16 protein-coding genes are annotated in these 17851 nt (G+C 64.5%); 10 read left to right on the forward strand and 6 right to left on the reverse strand.

Annotated features, from left to right (window positions below; all coding sequences use genetic code 11):
* Nucleotides 1-95: 95 nt before the first annotated feature.
* Both G9Q80_RS16180 and cysQ read right to left on the reverse strand, forming a co-directional pair.
* A complete protein-coding gene (locus G9Q80_RS16180) occupies nt 96-1319 on the reverse strand; it encodes a glycosyltransferase family 2 protein (protein ID WP_088714655.1) in 1224 nt (407 codons plus the stop codon).
* A 6-nt stretch (nt 1320-1325) separates the two neighbouring features.
* The gene (gene cysQ / locus G9Q80_RS16185; protein ID WP_088714656.1) at nt 1326-2123 is read right to left on the reverse strand and encodes a 3'(2'),5'-bisphosphate nucleotidase CysQ; all 798 of its coding nucleotides are present in this window, start codon (nt 2121-2123) and stop codon (nt 1326-1328) included.
* Between the two features lie 128 nt (nt 2124-2251).
* Here cysQ and G9Q80_RS16190 point away from each other — a divergent pair, with 128 nt between their 5' ends.
* Genes G9Q80_RS16190 through G9Q80_RS16200 form a run of 3 tightly spaced genes read left to right on the forward strand, consistent with a single transcriptional unit; the run spans nt 2252 to nt 4344 of the window.
* A complete protein-coding gene (locus G9Q80_RS16190) occupies nt 2252-3082 on the forward strand; it encodes an ABC transporter permease (RefSeq protein ID WP_069210602.1) in 831 nt (276 codons plus the stop codon).
* A gap of 48 nt (nt 3083-3130) precedes the next feature.
* A complete protein-coding gene (locus G9Q80_RS16195; protein ID WP_043140491.1) occupies nt 3131-3727 on the forward strand; it encodes a COG3650 family protein in 597 nt (198 codons plus the stop codon).
* Nucleotides 3728-3741: 14 nt separating this feature from the next.
* Nucleotides 3742-4344: a peptide-binding protein gene (locus tag G9Q80_RS16200; protein ID WP_088714657.1), complete on the forward strand. Its 603-nt coding sequence runs from the start codon at nt 3742-3744 to the stop codon at nt 4342-4344.
* A gap of 17 nt (nt 4345-4361) precedes the next feature.
* Here G9Q80_RS16200 and G9Q80_RS16205 read toward each other — a convergent pair whose 3' ends face one another.
* Nucleotides 4362-4964 carry an alpha-ketoglutarate-dependent dioxygenase AlkB family protein gene (locus tag G9Q80_RS16205; protein WP_088714658.1) on the reverse strand — a complete coding sequence of 201 codons (603 nt, stop codon included), beginning with the start codon at nt 4962-4964 and terminating at the stop codon, nt 4362-4364.
* 224 nt (nt 4965-5188) lie between these two features.
* On the opposite strand from G9Q80_RS16205, the gene dnaK reads away from it, so the two are divergent.
* The 3 genes from dnaK (at nt 5189) to radC (ending at nt 9276) form a co-directional block, all read left to right on the forward strand.
* A complete protein-coding gene (dnaK, locus tag G9Q80_RS16210; protein WP_088714659.1) occupies nt 5189-7108 on the forward strand; it encodes a molecular chaperone DnaK in 1920 nt (639 codons plus the stop codon).
* Between the two features lie 81 nt (nt 7109-7189).
* Entirely contained in the window at nt 7190-8338 is a 1149-nt protein-coding gene (gene dnaJ, locus G9Q80_RS16215) for a molecular chaperone DnaJ (RefSeq protein WP_043140501.1), read from the forward strand.
* Between the two features lie 173 nt (nt 8339-8511).
* Nucleotides 8512-9276, forward strand: a complete 765-nt coding sequence (gene radC, locus G9Q80_RS16220) for a RadC family protein (RefSeq protein ID WP_088714660.1) — start codon at nt 8512-8514, stop codon at nt 9274-9276.
* A gap of 12 nt (nt 9277-9288) precedes the next feature.
* On the opposite strand, the gene G9Q80_RS16225 is transcribed toward radC, so the two are convergent.
* The 3 genes from G9Q80_RS16225 to secA form a co-directional block, all read right to left on the reverse strand.
* Entirely contained in the window at nt 9289-10842 is a 1554-nt protein-coding gene (locus tag G9Q80_RS16225; protein ID WP_088714661.1) for a substrate-binding domain-containing protein, read from the reverse strand.
* Between the two features lie 21 nt (nt 10843-10863).
* On the reverse strand, nt 10864-11841 hold the full coding sequence (locus tag G9Q80_RS16230; RefSeq protein WP_088714662.1) for a translocase: 978 nt from the start codon (nt 11839-11841) through the stop codon (nt 10864-10866).
* Nucleotides 11842-11969: 128 nt separating this feature from the next.
* Nucleotides 11970-14702 (reverse strand): preprotein translocase subunit SecA, encoded by a 2733-nt coding sequence (gene secA / locus G9Q80_RS16235; RefSeq protein ID WP_074621933.1) that lies wholly within the window; start codon nt 14700-14702, stop codon nt 11970-11972.
* Nucleotides 14703-14877: 175 nt separating this feature from the next.
* Here secA and G9Q80_RS16240 point away from each other — a divergent pair, with 175 nt between their 5' ends.
* The 4 genes from G9Q80_RS16240 to G9Q80_RS28460 all read left to right on the forward strand — a co-directional run bounded on the left by G9Q80_RS16240 (nt 14878) and on the right by G9Q80_RS28460 (nt 17778).
* Nucleotides 14878-15750 (forward strand): peptidylprolyl isomerase, encoded by an 873-nt coding sequence (locus G9Q80_RS16240; RefSeq protein ID WP_043140514.1) that lies wholly within the window; start codon nt 14878-14880, stop codon nt 15748-15750.
* 6 nt (nt 15751-15756) lie between these two features.
* Complete coding sequence (gene argJ, locus G9Q80_RS16245; RefSeq protein WP_088714663.1) at nt 15757-16974, forward strand: bifunctional glutamate N-acetyltransferase/amino-acid acetyltransferase ArgJ; 1218 nt, start codon at nt 15757-15759, stop codon at nt 16972-16974.
* Between the two features lie 104 nt (nt 16975-17078).
* A complete protein-coding gene (mutT, locus tag G9Q80_RS16250; protein ID WP_088714664.1) occupies nt 17079-17477 on the forward strand; it encodes an 8-oxo-dGTP diphosphatase MutT in 399 nt (132 codons plus the stop codon).
* A gap of 178 nt (nt 17478-17655) precedes the next feature.
* Nucleotides 17656-17778, forward strand: a complete 123-nt coding sequence (locus G9Q80_RS28460) for a hypothetical protein (RefSeq protein ID WP_088714665.1) — start codon at nt 17656-17658, stop codon at nt 17776-17778.
* Nucleotides 17779-17851: the final 73 nt, after the last annotated feature.

The raw sequence follows: 17851 nt of genomic DNA on the forward strand, positions 1-17851 counted from the left end.
CCTTGCGGCCTGAATATCCTAAGGCAGGGCAAAAACCTTGGTAAAGTTGTGTTCCCAATATGTCATGAAGGGCCGTTCGGACCCACGATGGCGTATTAACCTCGCAGTTTCTGCACTCGCACAATCTCGGACGAGAGGCGAGAAGAAAAGAGCCACGGACGGATCGCGCGCCCCTCTCTCAGGCTTTGCCCGAATAGGCCGCCGGACTGCAGCCAGACGCCGTCGGGGGCAAAGCGGACGCGGTGGCGCCGGGCTGTCGGAGAAAAGAGAAACAGGCTGACGATGGCGCCGCTTTCCACCGCTTTCGCCGCCTCGGAGCGCAGGCGGCTGGCCTGCCAGGGACGACCGGACAGGTGGATGCGTGGCGCGTCCGGGCGGCCGGGAAAGGGCAGGAAGGGCTGATCCGCCGGGGGCAGCGGCGGGGTGTCGCCAAAGCCGCGGGTCTCACCCGCCTTGCCGCCGTTGCGCAGCCCCCGCATCAGCCGCATCACGTCTGCCGGGTCCAGCGGCCCGCGCTGCATGAAACGCAAAAGCCGCTGGCGCTGGGCGCGAACAAAGGCTCTCCAGGCCGGTATGCGTGCCTTTTGCGGGCAGTGCTTGCGCAGAAAGACCATCTGCGAGGCGCCGATCTGGCTCAGGTCTCGCGGGCTGCGGTCGCGGGCGCGGCGGCTGCTTTCCGCAAAGCCGTGATGCACCTGCGCCAGTGGCACCAGCGCGGTCAGATGCCCCAGGGCGGCAAGGCGCAGGTTCAGGTCGGTTTCGTCCAGGTAGAACCGAAAGGTGGGGTCAAAGCCGCCCATCTCGGCCAGCACCGACCGGCGCACCGCCATGTTGGTGCCCTCGGTCTTGATGACCTGGCCTTCGGGTGGGGTAGGGACCACGGGGGCGTCGCCGGGCAGATCCAGGTCATGGGCGGTGCCGGTCACATCGACCGTGCGGGCCTGCCACTGGAACGAGATGCCGTTGCGCCCGATCACATAGCCGCCGGCGCAGGCCACGCGGGGGTCCGAAAAGGGCGCCACCAGGTGCCGCAGCCAGAGCGGTTCGGGCACTGCGTCATCATCGACAAAGGCGACAATTTCACCGCTCGCGGCGCCGATGCCCAGATTCCGGGCAGCGGAAATATTCGCCGCGTCGTAGGAGATCAGTTTGATCTGAGGTGCATCGGGGCGGCTGGTCACCACTTTTGCCCCGGCAGGGCAGGTGACCACGATCACCTCAAACGGGGCGTAGTCCAGTTGCGCCACGCCGGTCAGGCAGCGCGCCAAGGCCGCCGGGCGGTCCCGGCTGACGATGACGATGCTGACCGGCGGGGTCACCTTGGCTCAGGCCTCTTTCAGATCCACCCCCGGAGCGTAGGCGATGAAGAAGGGGTTGGCGAAACCTTCCTTGCCATAGGCCAGCGGAGTGTGATCGTCGAACCGCACCACGCGGCCGCCCGCGCCGTGCAGGACGGCATGACCGGCGGCAGTGTCCCATTCCATCGTGCGGCCCAGGCGCGGGTAGAGATCGGCCTCGCCGGTGGCGACAAGGCAGAATTTCAGCGAGGAGCCTGCGCTGGTCATGTCCTTGACGTCATACTTGGCGATGTAGTCGTCGGTGGCCTGGTCGCGGTGCGATTTCGACGCCACCACCATCAGCTTGGAATTGTCGGGGTCGGTGACGCTGATCGGCGTTGTTTCCCCGGTGGTGTCCAGGTCGAAGGGGCCTGTCTCCTCGACCGATTTGCCGACGCTGTCGGTGAAGAACATGCGGCCCTTGGCGGGGGCATAGACGACGCCGCGCGTCGGCACGCCATCCTCGACCAGCGCAATGTTCACGGTGAAATCGCCGCGCCTCTTGATGAATTCCTTGGTGCCGTCCAGCGGATCGACGATCAGGAAGGTCATGGCCGAAATGTCGTGGCTGTCGGCCTGTTCCTCGGTCACCAGCGCCACGTTCGGGAAGGCCGCGCGCAGGCCCTCGGAGATCAACGCGTCGGCGGCTTCGTCCGCGACAGTGACGGGGCTGTTGTCGGACTTCACCATGACCTCGAAATCGTCGGAGTTGTAGATCTCCATGATCTTTTCGCCTGCCTGCAGGGCCAGTCGGCGCATCACGGTGGTCAGTTCTGAATAGTTCATGACAAGGCTCCAGACCGCGCGGGACCCACGCGGATTTATTGATTTGAAAGCTCGCGGGCCTTATGCTGCCCGCAATCAAAAACGGCAAGTGTGCGGTCGATGGCAAGGGCGCACCCGGAGCAGGCAAGATGTTTCAGGCTTCAAGACCCCGCTCCCGGCTGGGTTCCATCATCTACATCCTTGAATTGATCTACCACAATTCCGTGCGCGCGGTGCGCAAGACGCATGGCAATGCCTTCATCGCGATCTTCATGAACATGCTGCAGACGATCATCTTCGTCCTGGCGTTCTATTTCATGTTCCAGATCCTCGGGATGCGCAGCGCGGCGCTGCGCGGCGATTTCCTTGTCTACATCATGACCGGTGTCTTTCTCTTCATGACGCATACCAAGACGCTGGGTGCCGTCGCCGGGTCCGAAGGGCCGGCCAGCCCGATGATGCAGCACGCGCCGATGAACACGGCCATCGCCATCGTTTCGGCGATGATCTCGACGCTCTACATCCAGATCCTGTCGCTGATGGTGATTCTCTTCGTCTACGACGTGGCCTTCAACCCCGAGGTCATGCAGGAGATCCACGATCCGATCGGTTGCCTGGCGATGATCCTGCTGTCCTGGTTCTCGGGCGGGGCGATCGGGCTGGTCTTCCTGGCGGCGAAACCCTGGTTCCCGACCCCGGTCAGCATCATCTCGACCGTGTACCAGCGAGCCAACATGATCGCGAGCGGCAAGATGTTCGTGGCCAATACGCTGCCCAGCTACATGTTGGTGATGTTCGACTGGAATCCCCTGTTTCACACCATCGACCAGTCGCGTGGATACGCTTTCGTGGATTACAACCCCCGGAATTCCGACTGGGAATATGCTTTGTACCTGAGTATCATCCTCGTAATGATTGGTCTCATGGGTGAGTTCTACACCCGCAAACACGCCTCGGCCTCGTGGAGCGCGCGCCGCTGACGGTCTCGCTCTTCCGGGCCTGGGCGCGGACATAAGGACGAGAGAGTAATGAATAGATTTGCAGCCATTTTCATCTGCCTCGCAGGGGCAGCTTCGGCGCAGGATTTCCCCGCGCTTTACAACGTCACCGGGCTGGATGACGGCGACGTGCTGAACATGCGCACCCGCCCGACGGAGAACGGCACCGTGATCGGCGCGCTGGATCATGACGCGCGGCTGGTCGAGGTGATCGAGGAAGACGATGGTTGGGGCCGCGTCAACGTCGAGGGACTGTCCGGCTGGGTTCCGCTGGAATCGATGGAGCGTCTCGAGGGCACCGAGCTGCCCGCCGGCTACCAGTTCAAGTGTTTCGGCACCGAACCGTTCTGGAGCGCGACCGTGGTGCAGGACGACAAGCTGACCTTCACCCGCCCCGACGACGACGACAAGGTGTTCAGCGCTTCGGGCCTGACGACCGCCGCCAGCCGCGACCATCCCTTTGCCCTGCTGGGCGCCAAGATGGGCGAACATGTGACCCTGGTCATGACCCATGAGATCTGCACCGACGGCATGTCCGACTACAAGTTCGGCTATTCCGGTGCGGTGGTGATCGGCGGCTATGAAACGCAGGTCTACACCGGCTGCTGTTCGCTGGACATGAACTGAGGCAGGGGGCGGCGATGCTGAGGATTCTGCTTGCACTGCTGGTCCTCGGTGGCGCCGCCGCGGCCCAGGACACCTATCCGCGCCTGCATGACGTCGTGGGCGTGGCCCCGGATGATGTGCTGAACCTGCGTGCCGGGCCGGGGGCCGGGCACGACAAGGTCGGCGAACTGGCCTTCGACGCCCGGGGCATCGAGGTGGTCCGGGCCGAGGGCAACTGGGGCCTCGTGAATGCCGGAGAAAGGCCCGGATGGGCCTCTCTGCGGTATCTGTCCCCGCGTGCCGACGGCGATCTGCCCAATGTCCGCCGCGTGACCTGCGGCGGCACGGAACCCTTCTGGGATGTCGAGGTCTTTGCCGGGCAGGACGCCACGATCCGGACACCAATGACCTACGAGACCGGCGACAGGTTTTCCGTCGGGCTGTTCCAGAGGGCTTACAACCCGCTGGAAAAATACGTCCTGCAAGGGACGGACGGCAGCCGCGATCTGGCGCTTGTCGTGGCCGGGGCCTATTGCGACAACGGCATGTCCGACAATGAATTCGGGCTGGACGCGACGCTGATCGTCACCGGGCCCGATGGCTACGTCTATTCCGGCTGTTGCGAACTGTCGGACTAGGGCCGCGCCGCATAGGCTCAGGTCACCACCCGCAGGGTCAGGTTGATCCGCCCGCCCTTCGGCAACAGTGTGGATGAACCAAAGCGGATCCGGTCGACCCCGTGGAAAGCCAGCCGCGCGTCGCCGCCCATCACCACCACGTCCCCGGATTTCAGCCAGATCGACGAGGTCTTGCCACCGCGGTCCACGTTGCCCATGCGGAACAGCCCGTCGTCCCCCAATGAGACGGAAACCACCGGGCAGGAGAAATCCGCCTCGTCCTCGTCCCGGTGCAGGCCCATGCGCGCGCCTTCGCCGTACCAGTTGATCAGGCAGCATTCTGGCAATCGCGCACAGCCCGAGACGCCGCGCCAGATCGCAAGCACCTCTTCGGGGATCGGCGGCCAGTCGATGCCGTCCGGGTGGCGCCGTTCATAGCGATAACCCCTGCTGTCGCTGTACCAGCCAAATGCGCCCGCCGCGCTCATCCGCACCGACATCGGCCCGCGGCGCGTGCGCGGCGTGAAGAGTGGCGCCACCGCCAAAACCTCGCGCAGCCGGGCCACCAGGGCCTCCTGCGCCGGGCGGTCGAGAAAGCCGGGATGGATGACAAAGCCTTTTTGCGTGATCGCGTCAGTCATAAGGGGGTTGTCAAGGAATGCAGGCTAGATGCCAACCGATGTTAGCGAGAAAGCCGTGAAATGCTGTCATCAGGATGCTTGCAGGCCCTCATACCCCTCCTTATATGTCCTCCGAACGCCGGGCACGCCCCTTACAGCGTGCCCAGCGACCACCATACGGGGCTGGATGCCGTAACGGGTCCGTCGCCTCGTGACATCGCCTTGAGAATGAAAGGGATCGAAACATGGGTAAAGTGATCGGTATCGACCTCGGCACCACCAACTCCTGCGTGGCCATCATGGATGGTTCGCAGGCACGCGTGATCGAAAACGCCGAAGGTGCACGCACCACCCCCTCCATCGTCGCCTTCACCGACGACGAACGCCTTGTTGGTCAGGCCGCCAAGCGCCAAGCCGTGACCAACCCGGAAAACACCGTCTTCGCCGTCAAGCGCCTGATCGGCCGCCGCGTCACGGATCCGGAAGTGACCAAAGACAAGGACATCGTTCCGTACAAGATCGTGGACGGCGGCAACGGCGACGCTTGGGTCGATATCCGTGGCGAAAAGTTCTCGCCCTCGCAGATCTCGGCCTTCACCCTTCAGAAGATGAAGGAAACCGCCGAGTCCTACCTGGGCGAGGAAGTGACCCAGGCGGTCATCACCGTCCCGGCCTACTTCAACGACGCCCAGCGTCAGGCCACCAAGGACGCCGGCAAGATCGCCGGACTCGAAGTGCTGCGCATCATCAACGAGCCGACGGCCGCCGCACTGGCCTACGGTCTCGACAAGAAGGATTCGAAAACCATCGCGGTCTACGACCTTGGCGGCGGTACCTTCGACGTGACCATCCTGGAAATCGACGACGGCCTGTTCGAGGTCAAGTCGACCAACGGTGACACCTTCCTGGGTGGCGAAGACTTCGACATGCGGATCGTCAACTACCTGGCGGACGAGTTCAAGAAAGAGCACCAGGTCGACCTGACCAAGGACAAGATGGCCCTGCAGCGCCTGAAAGAGGCGGCGGAAAAGGCCAAGATCGAACTGTCCTCGGCCACCCAGACCGAGATCAACCAGCCGTTCATCTCGATGGGTTCCAACGGTCAGCCGTTGCACATGGTGATGAAGCTGACCCGCGCCAAGCTGGAAAGCCTTGTCGGTGACCTGATCAAGAACTCGATCAAGCCTTGCCAGGCCGCGCTCAAGGATGCCGGTATCTCCAAGGACGAGATCGACGAGGTCGTTCTGGTCGGCGGTCAGACCCGGATGCCCAAGGTGTTCGAGGAAGTGACCAAGTTCTTCGGCAAGGAGCCGCACAAGGGCGTGAACCCGGACGAGGTCGTCGCGATGGGCGCCGCCATCCAGGCCGGCGTTCTGCAGGGTGACGTCAAGGACGTCGTGCTGCTGGACGTGACCCCGCTGTCGCTCGGCATCGAGACGCTGGGCGGTGTCTTTACCCGCCTGATCGACCGCAACACCACGATCCCGACCAAGAAGTCGCAGATCTTCTCCACCGCCGAGGACAACCAGTCGGCCGTGACGATCCGCGTCTTCCAGGGGGAGCGTGAAATGGCCGCGGACAACAAGATGCTGGGCCAGTTCAACCTCGAGGAAATCCCGCCGGCGCCGCGTGGGATGCCGCAGATCGAGGTGACCTTCGACATCGATGCCAACGGCATCGTCTCCGTCGGTGCCAAGGACAAGGGCACCAACAAGGAGCAGAAGATCACCATCCAGGCATCTGGCGGTCTGTCGGATGACGACATCGAGCGCATGGTCAAGGAAGCGGAAGAGAACGCCGACGCCGACAAGGCCCGCAAGGAACTGGTCGAGGCGCGCAACCAGGCTGAAAGCCTCATCCATTCGACCGAGAAGTCGATCGAGGAGCATGGCGACAAGGTCGATCCCTCGACCGTCGAGGCGATCGAACTGGCCGTGGCCGCGCTCAAGGACGATCTCGAAAAGGACGACGTCACCGCGGACAAGCTGAAAGGCGGCATCCAGAACGTCACCGAAGCCGCGATGAAGCTGGGCGAGGCGATCTACAAGGCGCAGGCCGATGAGGGCGGCGATGCCCCCGAGGCCGCCGATGACGCCGCGGGTCCGGGCGACGACGACATCGTCGACGCGGACTTCGAGGATCTCGACGACAACAAGCGGGCCTGAGGCCAGCGCCCTCGGAACCAATCTGGGGCCGGTCCGGACACCGGGCCGGCCCCATGACGTTCCGCAACGAGGAGGACGACCATGTCCAAACGAGACTATTACGACGTACTCGGCCTCGAGCGCGGTGCCTCGGCAGACGAGATCAAGAAAGCCTACCGCAAGAAGGCCAAGGAGCTGCACCCGGACCGCAACGCCGATAACCCGGAGGCCGAGTCGCAGTTCAAGGAGGCCAACGAGGCCTATGACGTCCTGAAGGATGCCGACAAGAAGGCGGCCTATGACCGCTTTGGCCACGCGGCCTTCGAAGGCGGGATGGGCGGCGGCCCGCGTCCTGGCGGCGGCATGGGCGGCGGCAACGCCGATTTCGCCAGCGCCTTTTCCGACGTCTTCGACGATCTTTTCGGCGATTTCATGGGCGGCCGCCAGGGGGGGCGCCAGCGCGCGGCGCGCGGGGCCGACCTGCGCTACAACCTGCGCGTGACGCTGGAAGAGGCCTATAACGGGCTGCAGAAGACCATCAAGGTGCCGACTTCGATCCAGTGTGACGAATGCCACGGATCGGGCGCCGAAGGCGGGGCCGAACCGACCACCTGTCCGACCTGTTCGGGCCTGGGCAAGGTCCGCGCGACGCAAGGGTTCTTTACCGTGGAACGGACCTGTCCGACCTGTTCGGGCCTGGGCCAGATCATCAAGAACCCCTGCAACAACTGCGGCGGCGCGGGCCGGGTGCAGAAGGAACGTGCCCTGTCGGTGAACATCCCCGCGGGTGTGGAAACCGGCACGCGCATTCGCCTTGCGGGCGAAGGCGAGGCCGGGATGCGCGGTGGCCCTCCGGGCGATCTCTACATCTTTATCGAGGTCGAGCCGCACAAGATCTTTGAACGTGACGGCGCCGAACTGCACTGCCGCGTGCCGGTGGCGATGACCGTTGCGGCGCTGGGCGGCGACATCGAGGTGCCGACGATCGACGGCGGCCGCTCGCGCGTCAAGATCCCCTCGGGCAGCCAGTCCGGCCGCCAGATGCGCCTGCGTGGCAAGGGCATGCCAGCCCTACGCGGCGGCGCCTCGGGCGACATGTTCATCGAGTTGGCGGTGGAAACCCCGGTGAACCTGACCTCGAAACAGAAGGAGCTCCTGCGCGAGTTCGAATCCCTGGCCGAGGACAACAACCCGGAATCACACAGTTTCTTCACTTCGGTGAAAAACTTCTGGGACTCGATGAAGGGGTGATCTGACGCATCGCGCATTGCGCGGCGAAGCCTCCAGCGGAGGGTTCGGTCAGATCACAGGGCCTTCCCGCCACGACAGGCGCCACGCAACAGCCCTTGCGTGGCGCCTTTGCGTTCGCAGATTGTTCAGGTCCGTTAACCAACTGTTCACCTCGGTGCGCCACCATCGCCGGCATGACCCGAGGCCCGCATTTCTCCGACTCACAGGCTGCCCTCTTCGATCATGATGAGGCACCCGCCCGGCCCGGTCCGGGGGCCCAGAAACTGCCGTCCTACATCCGCGATCACCGCGCGCGCCTGCGCGAAAGATTCCTGATCGGCGGGGCAGAAGCACTGCCGGACTACGAACTGATGGAACTGGTCCTGTTCCGGGCCATTCCCAGGCGGGACGTCAAGCCGTTGGCGCGCCTACTGCTGGAAACCTTCGGGGATTTCAACGGTGTCGTCTCGGCGCCCCTGCATCGCCTGAAAGAGGTCAATGGCGTCGGAGAGGCCGTCGTGACGGAACTCAAGATCGTCGAGGCGGCGGCGCACCGTCTGGCGCGGTCGCGGGTCCTGCGCAAACAGGTGGTCAGCAGCTGGGATGCGCTGATCGACTATTGCCAGACCACCATGTCCCACCGTGACACCGAACAGTTCCGCATCCTGTTTCTCGACCGAAAGAACGTGCTGATCGCCGATGAGCCGCAGGCGCGCGGCACGGTCGATCATGTGCCCGTCTATCCGCGTGAGGTGGTGAAACGGGCGCTCGAACTCAACGCCTCGGCGCTGATCCTGGTGCACAATCACCCGTCGGGCGACCCCACGCCCAGCCAGGCGGATATCGACATGACGGCGCTGATACAGGTGGCCGCCGATGCCTTGGGCATCACGCTGCACGATCACCTGGTGATCGGGAAATCGCGTGAACTCAGTTTCCGCAGCGAAGGGTTGCTCTGACGCTGCGCGGGATCACCGAACCCAGACCTCGACCCGCCGGTTCACCTGCCGCCCCCAGGCGCTGTCGTCGCAGGCCATCGGCAGGGCCTCGCCAAAGGCGCGCGCGCTGATCTGCACCCGGTCCAGGTCGGCCGTTTCCGCCGCATCCTCGACCGCGCGGCGCACGGCCTCGGCCCGGCGTCGCGCGATGTCCAGATTGGCCGCAGCGGGCCCGACCCCGTCCGAGAACCCGACAAAGACCAGCTCTCGTCCATCATACCCTCCTGCCTCCAGCGCGCGGGCAAGCGCCAGGACGTTCGAGCGGGACTGCGCGTCCAGCTTGGTCGACCCGGTCTCGAAACGGAAGGTAGTCGTCAGCCGCCGCATCGGCCCAAGCGCGGTCACCATGTTCTGCAAGGCCGCCAACCCCTCTTCGCCCTCGGCCACGGCGACGGCATTGGCCAGGCGGTCTCCCTGCAGGTCCAGGGCCACTTCTTCGGGAGCCTGGTCGATGTAACCGGCGTCGCGGATCGTGATCTGGGCCGATGACCCATGCGCATAAGCCAGGAAATCGCGGGCCAGCTTGGGCAGGCGCCGCGCCGGGATATACAGGAACATCGGCGCGGTCAGCGGATAGTCCTCGGTCTTGATGCTGCGCCGCGCCGCCCGCAGGGTAAAGCCGCAGGCCCCGGCCAGAACCAGCGGCCGGGTCACGCCCGTTTCGGCATAACTGGCCAGCCCCAGCCCGAAAGGATCGACCGCCACGGCCCGGACAAGCGCGGTATTGCTGTCGTGGCGTCTGGCGCCATCGACCAGGTCAAGGCGGGCAGGGCGCAACAGCCGGTCCTGCAAGCCCTGCACCATGCCAGAGCCTTCGCCCCGAAGGTGCAGCGTGATCGGCGCATCCGGGCCGCCCAGATCGGTCCAGTTGGTGATCCGACCGGAAAGAACATCGACCAGTTGCGCGATCGACAGTCGGTCGACCGGATTGCGCGGCGAGACGATCGGCACCGCCGCATCCAGCGCCAGCACGCGAGAGCGGTTCGGCGCCGTCAGGTCCCCCAGTCCCGCCGCGCGGGCGCGGGCGGCCTCTTCGGGACGGATTTCGCGCAGGGCCATGACGATATCGGCCTCGTCCGCCAGCAGGTCGGCAAAACCGCTGTCGGTGTCCGTGACGCGAAAGGTAAACCGTCCAAGGACACGCCCGCCCGGTTTGCGCAGGGCATAGACCGCCCCGGTGGCTGTTCCGATGCGTTCCGCCTGCAACCCGCTGCGGGCGGCAAAGCCCTCGACAAGGGCAGGCATCAACCCGTGACCGACACTGGCGGAGCCGGAAATCGTCACCTCTGCGACATAGTCGATCAGCGACGGGCAGCCGACGCCGGTGCAGGTCACGCCCGAGCCATCGACGGTCAATTCGCCAAAGCGGGTCTCGATCCGGTAGAACTCGCCGTCGAACCCCAGAAGGGTGCCCGACAAGGCGATGCTGCCATCCCGCGATTTCAGCGTGATGTCCTGCGCCAGGGCGAAACCGGCCTGCATGAAAAGGAAAAGTGCGGCGAATACCGCCGCACGACTGATCGACATGAAGTCCCCGTCACCCGCCTGTCATCTGGCGGCGATAGTCATGTCTTCGACAAGGTTTTTCAACACCAGAAAGTCGCCCAGAACCTCGCAAGAGGGCATCTGCAGCGTCAGGTCGCGGGTGCGCAGATCGCCGCCGTCACGGATTTCCAGCGTCTGTGCCTCGACCTGGGTTTCGCAGTTGCCTGCCGTCACCTCGGCCTCGACCGACAGCAGGATCTCACCGCCGCGCTTGGCCGTGCCGGCGGGGAAGGAATAGACCTCGGCGGCCAGCGCCTCGGGCGTGTCGGCGCGGCCCATGCGGGTCAGGAACCCACCTTCGCCCTTGGCGGCGGCGGTCAGGTTGCCGGCATGGGCGGCCCAGATGTGGCCATCGGTGAAATAGCCCGCATCGAATTCGCGGGCATGCAGTTGCAGCCCGGCCTCGCCCTTCCACTGCACGACGACGCGGTCATAGAATGGCAGCGAGCTGACATCCGTGCTGGCCAGCGTGCCTTCGCCGCTGGCAAAGCTGGCGATGAAGACGGCCTGTTCGGCAAGTGCGGGGACCGTGACGGAGAGCGAGCCGTCCGGCTGGATCACCTCGGTGAACATCATGCCCTGGTGGTGGATCGTCACCCGTTCGCTGGCGCGGCAGGGGGCAATCAGTTCCACGTCGACAAGCGCACCTGCCGTTGGCGTCGCGGTCATTGTCATGTCGCAGGAAAACCCGGTTTCGGCGGGCGCCTCCTCGGGCAGGTCGGCCTGGGGCAGGTCGACCTCTGCGGCGGCCTTGACCACCACGGGGGCTTCCGGCAGCTGCGCCTCGGGCGGGCGGTCGACGGGGATCATCGGCAGGACAACGGCTGACGAGGTCTGCTTGATCTCGGAAATTTCCAGCCGGGGTTCAGGTGCCTTGCCGCCCTGCTGGGGCAGGGCAAAACCGTATTGCATCACGTAACCGGTCCCAAGCGCGCAAACCAGCGTCGCGCCGCCGAGAAAATAGCTGGTAAGCCGGGCCATGATGAAGACTCCTGTCCTTTGTTCTCATCTTGCAGGATGAAAGGTAAACATGGCGCGCATAGGGCACGCAGGCGGAGTCATTGAGGCCTAAATCGGGCGGGCGGCCCGCCAGGGGCCGCCGCGCGGGGTCAGCTGAGCCGACCGTGGCAATGCTTGAACTTCTTGCCCGACCCGCAGGGGCAGGCGTCGTTGCGGCCGGGATTGCCCCAGGTTTCGGGGTCGTTCTCGTCGAACCCTGCGGCCACGGCCTCGGGCGAGGGCGCATCGCCTGCGGGGGCGGCGGCAGAGGGGGCCGGGGCGGCCGCGGCCGCGGCGCGGTCCATCTGGCGCTGCATCTCTTCCTGCTGGCGGCGCATCTCGGCGATCATCGCCTGTTGCTCCTCTTCGGACATCGGGCGCACCCTGCTCAGCTGCTCGGTCACCGTCTCGCGCAGGCCGTCCAGCATGTTCTGGAACAGCTGGAAGGATTCGTTCTTGTATTCGTTCAGCGGGTCACGCTGCGCATAGCCACGGAAGCCCACGACCGAGCGCAGGTGTTCCAGCGTCAGCAGGTGTTCGCGCCACTTGCCGTCGATGGTCTGCAAGAGAACCTGCTTTTCGATCTGACGCATGGTGTCCGGGCCAAAGGCCTCGGTCTTCTCGGCCATCATCTCGTCGCTGGCTTCTTCCAGCCGCTCGCGGATCACTTCCTGGTCGACGCCGTCCTCGTCGGCCCAGCCGATGATCGGCAGGTCCATGCCCAGCTTTTCCAGCACGGCGGCATAGAGACCCGGCATGTCCCACTGGTCGGCATAGGCCTTGGGCGGCGCATAGGCATCCACCAACTCCTCGATCACCTCGTGGCGCATGTCGGTGGTGATCTCGCTGACGTCCTGCGATTCCATGATCTCGCGCCGCTGGCTGAAGATCACCTTCCGCTGGTCGTTCATCACGTCGTCGAATTTCAACAGCTGCTTGCGGATGTCGAAGTTGCGCCCCTCGACCTTGGCCTGCGCGCGTTCCAGAGATTTGTTCACCCAGGGGTGAACGATGGCCTCGCCTTCCTTCATGCCCAGGCCCGACAGCACCTTTTCCAGCCGTTCCGAACCGAAGATGCGCATCAGGTCGTCTTCGAGGCTCAGGAAGAAGGACGACCGCCCCGGGTCGCCCTGGCGGCCCGAACGACCGCGCAACTGGTTGTCGATGCGGCGCGATTCGTGGCGTTCGGTGGCCAGGACGAACAGGCCGCCCGCCTCCTTGACCGCCTGTTCGTCAGCCTCGTGCTGCGCCGCGATCTCGGCGCGGATCTCGTCGGGGTGACGATCGGGATTGGCGGCGATGGCTTCCATGATCTGGAATTCCACGTTGCCGCCCAGCTTGATGTCGGTGCCGCGGCCCGCCATGTTCGTGGCAATCGTGATCGCGCCCAGCTTGCCGGCGTCGGCGACGATCTGCGCCTCCTGCTCGTGCTGGCGCGCGTTCAGGACGTTGTGCTTCAGCCCCGCCTGCGTCAGCATCTGGCTCAGCATCTCGGACTTCTCGATCGAAGTCGTGCCGACAAGGACCGGCTGGCCCTTTTCATGCGCCTTGCGGATTTCCTCGACGATAGCGGCGTATTTTTCGGTTCCGGTGCGATAGACGGCGTCGTCCTCGTCGATCCGCGCAATGGGCAGGTTGGTCGGAACCTCGACCACGCCCAGGCCGTAGATCTGGCCGAATTCCTCGGCCTCTGTGGAGGCCGTCCCGGTCATGCCGGACAGTTTCTCGTAGAGGCGGAAGTAGTTCTGGAAGGTCACGCTGGCCAGCGTCACGTTCTCGGGCTGGATGTCACAGCCTTCCTTGGCCTCGATCGCCTGGTGCAGACCGTCCGACAGGCGCCGCCCGGCCATCATCCGGCCGGTGAACTCGTCGATCAGCACAACCTCGCCGTCGCGGACGATGTAATCCTTGTCCTTGGTGAACAGCTTGTGCGCCCGGATCGCCTGGTTGACGTGGTGCACGACGGTGGTGCTCTCCGGGTCGTAGAGGCTCCGGCCTTCTTCCAGCAGCTCATGCGCCTGCAGCATCTGCTCGAGGTACTCGTTGCCCTCGTCGGTAAAGGTGACGTTCCGGGTCTTTTCATCGACGGTATAGTGATCCTCGGCCAGTTCCGGGATCAGCTTGTCAATGGCCTGGTACAGTTCGGACCGGTCGTCGGAGGGCCCCGAGATGATCAGCGGCGTCCGTGCCTCATCGATCAGGATCGAGTCGACCTCGTCGACGACGGCAAAGTAGTGGTCGCGCTGGAACATCTGATCCAGCTCGGACTTCATGTTATCGCGCAGATAGTCGAAGCCCAGCTCGTTGTTGGTGGCGTAGGTGATGTCGCAGGCATAGGCCTGCTTCTTTTCCTCGTCGGGCTGGCGCGGGTAGACGACGCCGGTCGACAGGCCAAGCGCGCCGTAGACGTTGCTCATCCACTCGGCGTCCCGCTTGGCGAGATAGTCGTTGACGGTGACGATATGCACGCCCCGACCGGTCAGCGCGTTCAGGTAGGCGGGGAAGGTCGCGACCAGTGTCTTGCCCTCACCGGTCTTCATCTCGGCGATATTGCCCTGGTGCAGGAAAATCCCGCCCATCAGCTGAACGTCGAAGGCACGCAGGCCAAGGGCCCGCTTGGCGGCTTCGCGGCAGTTGGCAAAGGCCTCGGGCAGCAGCGAGTCGAGGCTCTCGCCCTTTTCGATGCGCTCCTTGAACTCCTGGCTCTTGGCGATCAGACCGGCATCGTCGAGTTTCTCGAACTCCGGCTCCAGCGCGTTGATCTTTTCCACCAGCGGGCGTGTGGCCTTGATCTTACGGTCATTCGGCGTGCCGAATACCTTGCGCGCGATTTTTCCAAGCATGGTCTGATGTACCTGTTTCCAGCGTCAAGTGCGGCATCTGCTTGCCCGCCTCGCACATGAGCCATATGACGGAACGAAAAGACCGGCCTCGCAGAGCCTTTCGGGCATGTAAGGGGACGGCTGTAGAGTGTCAACGCCGCCCAGGGACGCGGCACCGAATCAAGAGGAAGAACCGATGTCGAAAACCCTCATGAAACTCTCGGCTGCGGCGGTCGCGCTGACCCTGGCTTTGCCGGCCCTGGCGCAGGACGCCGACGCCGACAAGCCGGCCGAGATCACGATCGACACCGTTGTCGCCACCGTCAATGGCACGGACATCACCTTTGGCCACATGCTGATGGCGCGCGCCTCGCTGCCCGAACGGTTCCAGCAGGCGCCAACCGACGATCTCTGGCAAGGGCTGCTGGAACGGCTGATCCAGTACGAGACGCTGGCACAGTCCGACAAGGGCGAGGAAACCCACCGTGTCCAGCTGGCGCTGGACAATGAAAAGCGTGAACTGCTGGCCGCCGAGGCGATGCAGGCCGTGGCCGACGGTGCCGTGACCGAAGAGGCGGTCGAGGCCGCCTACAAGGCCGACTATGTCGATGCCGACCTGGGCGTCGAATACAACGCCTCGCACATCCTGGTCGAGACCGAGGAAAAGGCCAAGGAACTGATCCAGGAACTGGCCGATGGCGCCGATTTCGCGGAACTGGCACGCGCCAATTCCACCGGTCCGACCGGCCCCAACGGCGGTTCGCTGGGCTGGTTCGGCAAGGGCCGTATGCTCAAGGCCTTCGAAGACGCGGTCGCCGCGATGGAGCCGGGCGCCGTCTCCGCCCCGGTGCAGACGCGCTATGGCTGGCACGTGATCACCCTGAACGAGACCCGGACGATGGATGCCCCGCCGCTGGAACAGGTCCGCCCCGCGATCGAGCAGAAGCTCAAGCAGGACGCTGTTCAGGCCTATATCGCGGAACAGGCCGAGGCAGGTGAGGTGACGCGGCTCGATTTCACCGAAATCGACACGTCGATCCTGAACAACCTCGGCCTGCTGGCGGAGTAAGAGCACATGCCTCCCCGGTCTCCGCTTGCCCCCGCAGACTTTCCCGCGCTCCCGGTCATCGGGGGCGCAAGGTTCGCCATCGCCGAGGCCGGGGTGCGCTACAAGGGCCGCCCCGACGTGATGCTGGCGCTGCTCGATCCGGGCAGCGTGGTGGCCGGGGTCTTTACCCGGTCGGCCACGCGCTCGGCCAATGTGCTGGACTGCCAGTCCAAGATCGGCACGGACAGCGCTGAAGGCGCCGCCATCATCGTCAACTCGGGCAATTCCAACGCCTTCACCGGCAAGGCCGGTGAGGGCTCTGTCGCGGCCATCTGTCAGGCCGTGGCGGCGCAGACAGGCCTGCCCGCGTCCCGCGTCTTCACCTCCTCGACCGGGGTGATCGGCGAGCGCCTGCCGCATGACCGCATCACCGCCAAGCTCGACGAGCTGCACGGCGCCCTGTCGCCCGACGGCATGGCCGAGGCCGCCCGCGCCATCATGACCACCGACACCTTCCCCAAGGCGGCGACGGCGGAAATCGACGTCGATGGCAAACCGGTGCGCATCGCCGGCATCGCCAAGGGGTCTGGCATGATCGCGCCCGACATGGCGACGATGCTGGTCTACATCTTCACCGACGCGCGCATCCCGCGCGCCGAGCTGCAGGCGCTGGTGTCGGAACTCAACGCCAAGACCTTCAACAACATCACCGTGGACAGCGACACCTCGACCTCGGACACGCTGCTGATGGCGGCGACCGGTGCGTCGGGTGTGGACGTGACCTGGAATGCCGACTTCACCCAGGCGCTCTACAACGTGATGCTGAACCTGGCGCACCAGGTGGTCCGCGACGGCGAGGGGGCGACGAAATTCGTCACCGTGCATGTCTCCGGCGCGGCCTCTGATGCCGATGCCCGCACCCATGCGCTGGCCATCGCGAATTCGCCGCTGGTCAAGACCGCGCTCGCCGGTGAGGATCCGAACTGGGGCCGCATCGTCATGGCCGTGGGCAAAAGCGGCGCCGCCGCCGACCGGGACAAGCTGTCGATCCGCTTCGGCGAGACCCTTGTCGCCAGCGAAGGCTGGGTCGCAGAAAGCTATCGCGAAGAGGATGGCGCGACCTATTTCAAGGGGCAGGAAATCGACATCAACGTCGATATCGGACTTGGCGCAGGGCAGGCGACCGTCTGGACCTGCGACCTGACCCACGGTTACATCCAGATCAACGCGGATTACCGGTCCTGACCTTTCCGTCACGGCCCTAGGTTTCTTTGGGCTGAAAATACCTCCGGGGAGCGCGAGGGGCTGGCCCCTCGCTCCCGCCTTCTCCAGCCTGTGCAGGACCCGCCATGAAGATCATCCTCGTCTCCGCCGTTGCCCTGATCGATGCCGATGGCCGCGTCCTTCTTGCCCAGCGTCCTGAGGGCAAGAGCATGGCGGGCCTCTGGGAATTTCCGGGCGGCAAGGTCGAACCGGGAGAGACACCCGAAGCGGCACTGATTCGTGAATTGCACGAGGAACTTGGGATCGAGACCTGGTCGAGCTGCCTGGCACCGCTGACCTTTGCCTCTCATGGTTACGAAGATTTCCACCTGCTGATGCCGCTCTTTGCCTGCCGCAAATGGGGCGGCATTCCGCAGTCGCAAGAGGGGCAGGCCCTGAAATGGGTGCGCAAGCAAGAGCTGCGCGACTACCCGATGCCGCCGGCCGATGTGCCCCTGATCCCGATTCTTCGGGACTGGCTATAGGCAAGCCCTGCTGACCTGTTATCCGGCTTTGCGGGACGGGTATCGGCCCTTTGCCTGTGCTTTCAGCGCACTTGCCGGTAATTTGGGCGCTCCCTCGTGGAAGATAGACCAAGGGCTTATGGTATTGTTAACGCTCCCGGTGTAATTTTGGCAAAATTGTGACAACCGGAGGAGTGTCATGCTCAAGACAATCGTTATCGGCAGTTGTGTGTCGGTGCAGGGTCTGCTGGAAAAGACCTTTCCCGACGGGCGGATCTCGGTCCGTGTCGGCCAGCGCATCTATATCGGCCGCCCCGCCTGACATTGCCACCGGGGCCAGACCGAAACCCCGCCCCGGTTTTCGTCCAGTTGAAATGAAAAAGACCCCCGATTCG

The sequence above is a fragment of the Mameliella sp. LZ-28 genome (assembly GCF_012274245.1).
GTDB classification, from domain to species: Bacteria; Pseudomonadota; Alphaproteobacteria; order Rhodobacterales; family Rhodobacteraceae; genus Antarctobacter; species Antarctobacter albus.

Bases quoted from the DNA above. Each gene is read 5' to 3' on its own strand.
- cysQ (WP_088714656.1), bottom strand. From the start codon at position 2,123: ATGAACTATTCAGAACTGACCACCGTGATGCGCCGACTGGCCCTGCAG.
- G9Q80_RS16190 (WP_069210602.1), top strand. From the start codon at position 2,252: ATGTTTCAGGCTTCAAGACCCCGCTCCCGGCTGGGTTCCATCATCTAC.
- G9Q80_RS16195 (WP_043140491.1), top strand. From the start codon at position 3,131: ATGAATAGATTTGCAGCCATTTTCATCTGCCTCGCAGGGGCAGCTTCG.
- G9Q80_RS16200 (WP_088714657.1), top strand. From the start codon at position 3,742: ATGCTGAGGATTCTGCTTGCACTGCTGGTCCTCGGTGGCGCCGCCGCG.
- G9Q80_RS16205 (WP_088714658.1), bottom strand. From the start codon at position 4,964: ATGACTGACGCGATCACGCAAAAAGGCTTTGTCATCCATCCCGGCTTT.
- dnaK (WP_088714659.1), top strand. From the start codon at position 5,189: ATGGGTAAAGTGATCGGTATCGACCTCGGCACCACCAACTCCTGCGTG.
- dnaJ (WP_043140501.1), top strand. From the start codon at position 7,190: ATGTCCAAACGAGACTATTACGACGTACTCGGCCTCGAGCGCGGTGCC.
- radC (WP_088714660.1), top strand. From the start codon at position 8,512: ATGACCCGAGGCCCGCATTTCTCCGACTCACAGGCTGCCCTCTTCGAT.
- G9Q80_RS16225 (WP_088714661.1), bottom strand. From the start codon at position 10,842: ATGTCGATCAGTCGTGCGGCGGTATTCGCCGCACTTTTCCTTTTCATG.
- G9Q80_RS16230 (WP_088714662.1), bottom strand. From the start codon at position 11,841: ATGGCCCGGCTTACCAGCTATTTTCTCGGCGGCGCGACGCTGGTTTGC.
- secA (WP_074621933.1), bottom strand. From the start codon at position 14,702: ATGCTTGGAAAAATCGCGCGCAAGGTATTCGGCACGCCGAATGACCGT.
- G9Q80_RS16240 (WP_043140514.1), top strand. From the start codon at position 14,878: ATGTCGAAAACCCTCATGAAACTCTCGGCTGCGGCGGTCGCGCTGACC.
- argJ (WP_088714663.1), top strand. From the start codon at position 15,757: ATGCCTCCCCGGTCTCCGCTTGCCCCCGCAGACTTTCCCGCGCTCCCG.
- mutT (WP_088714664.1), top strand. From the start codon at position 17,079: ATGAAGATCATCCTCGTCTCCGCCGTTGCCCTGATCGATGCCGATGGC.
- G9Q80_RS28460 (WP_088714665.1), top strand. From the start codon at position 17,656: ATGCTCAAGACAATCGTTATCGGCAGTTGTGTGTCGGTGCAGGGTCTG.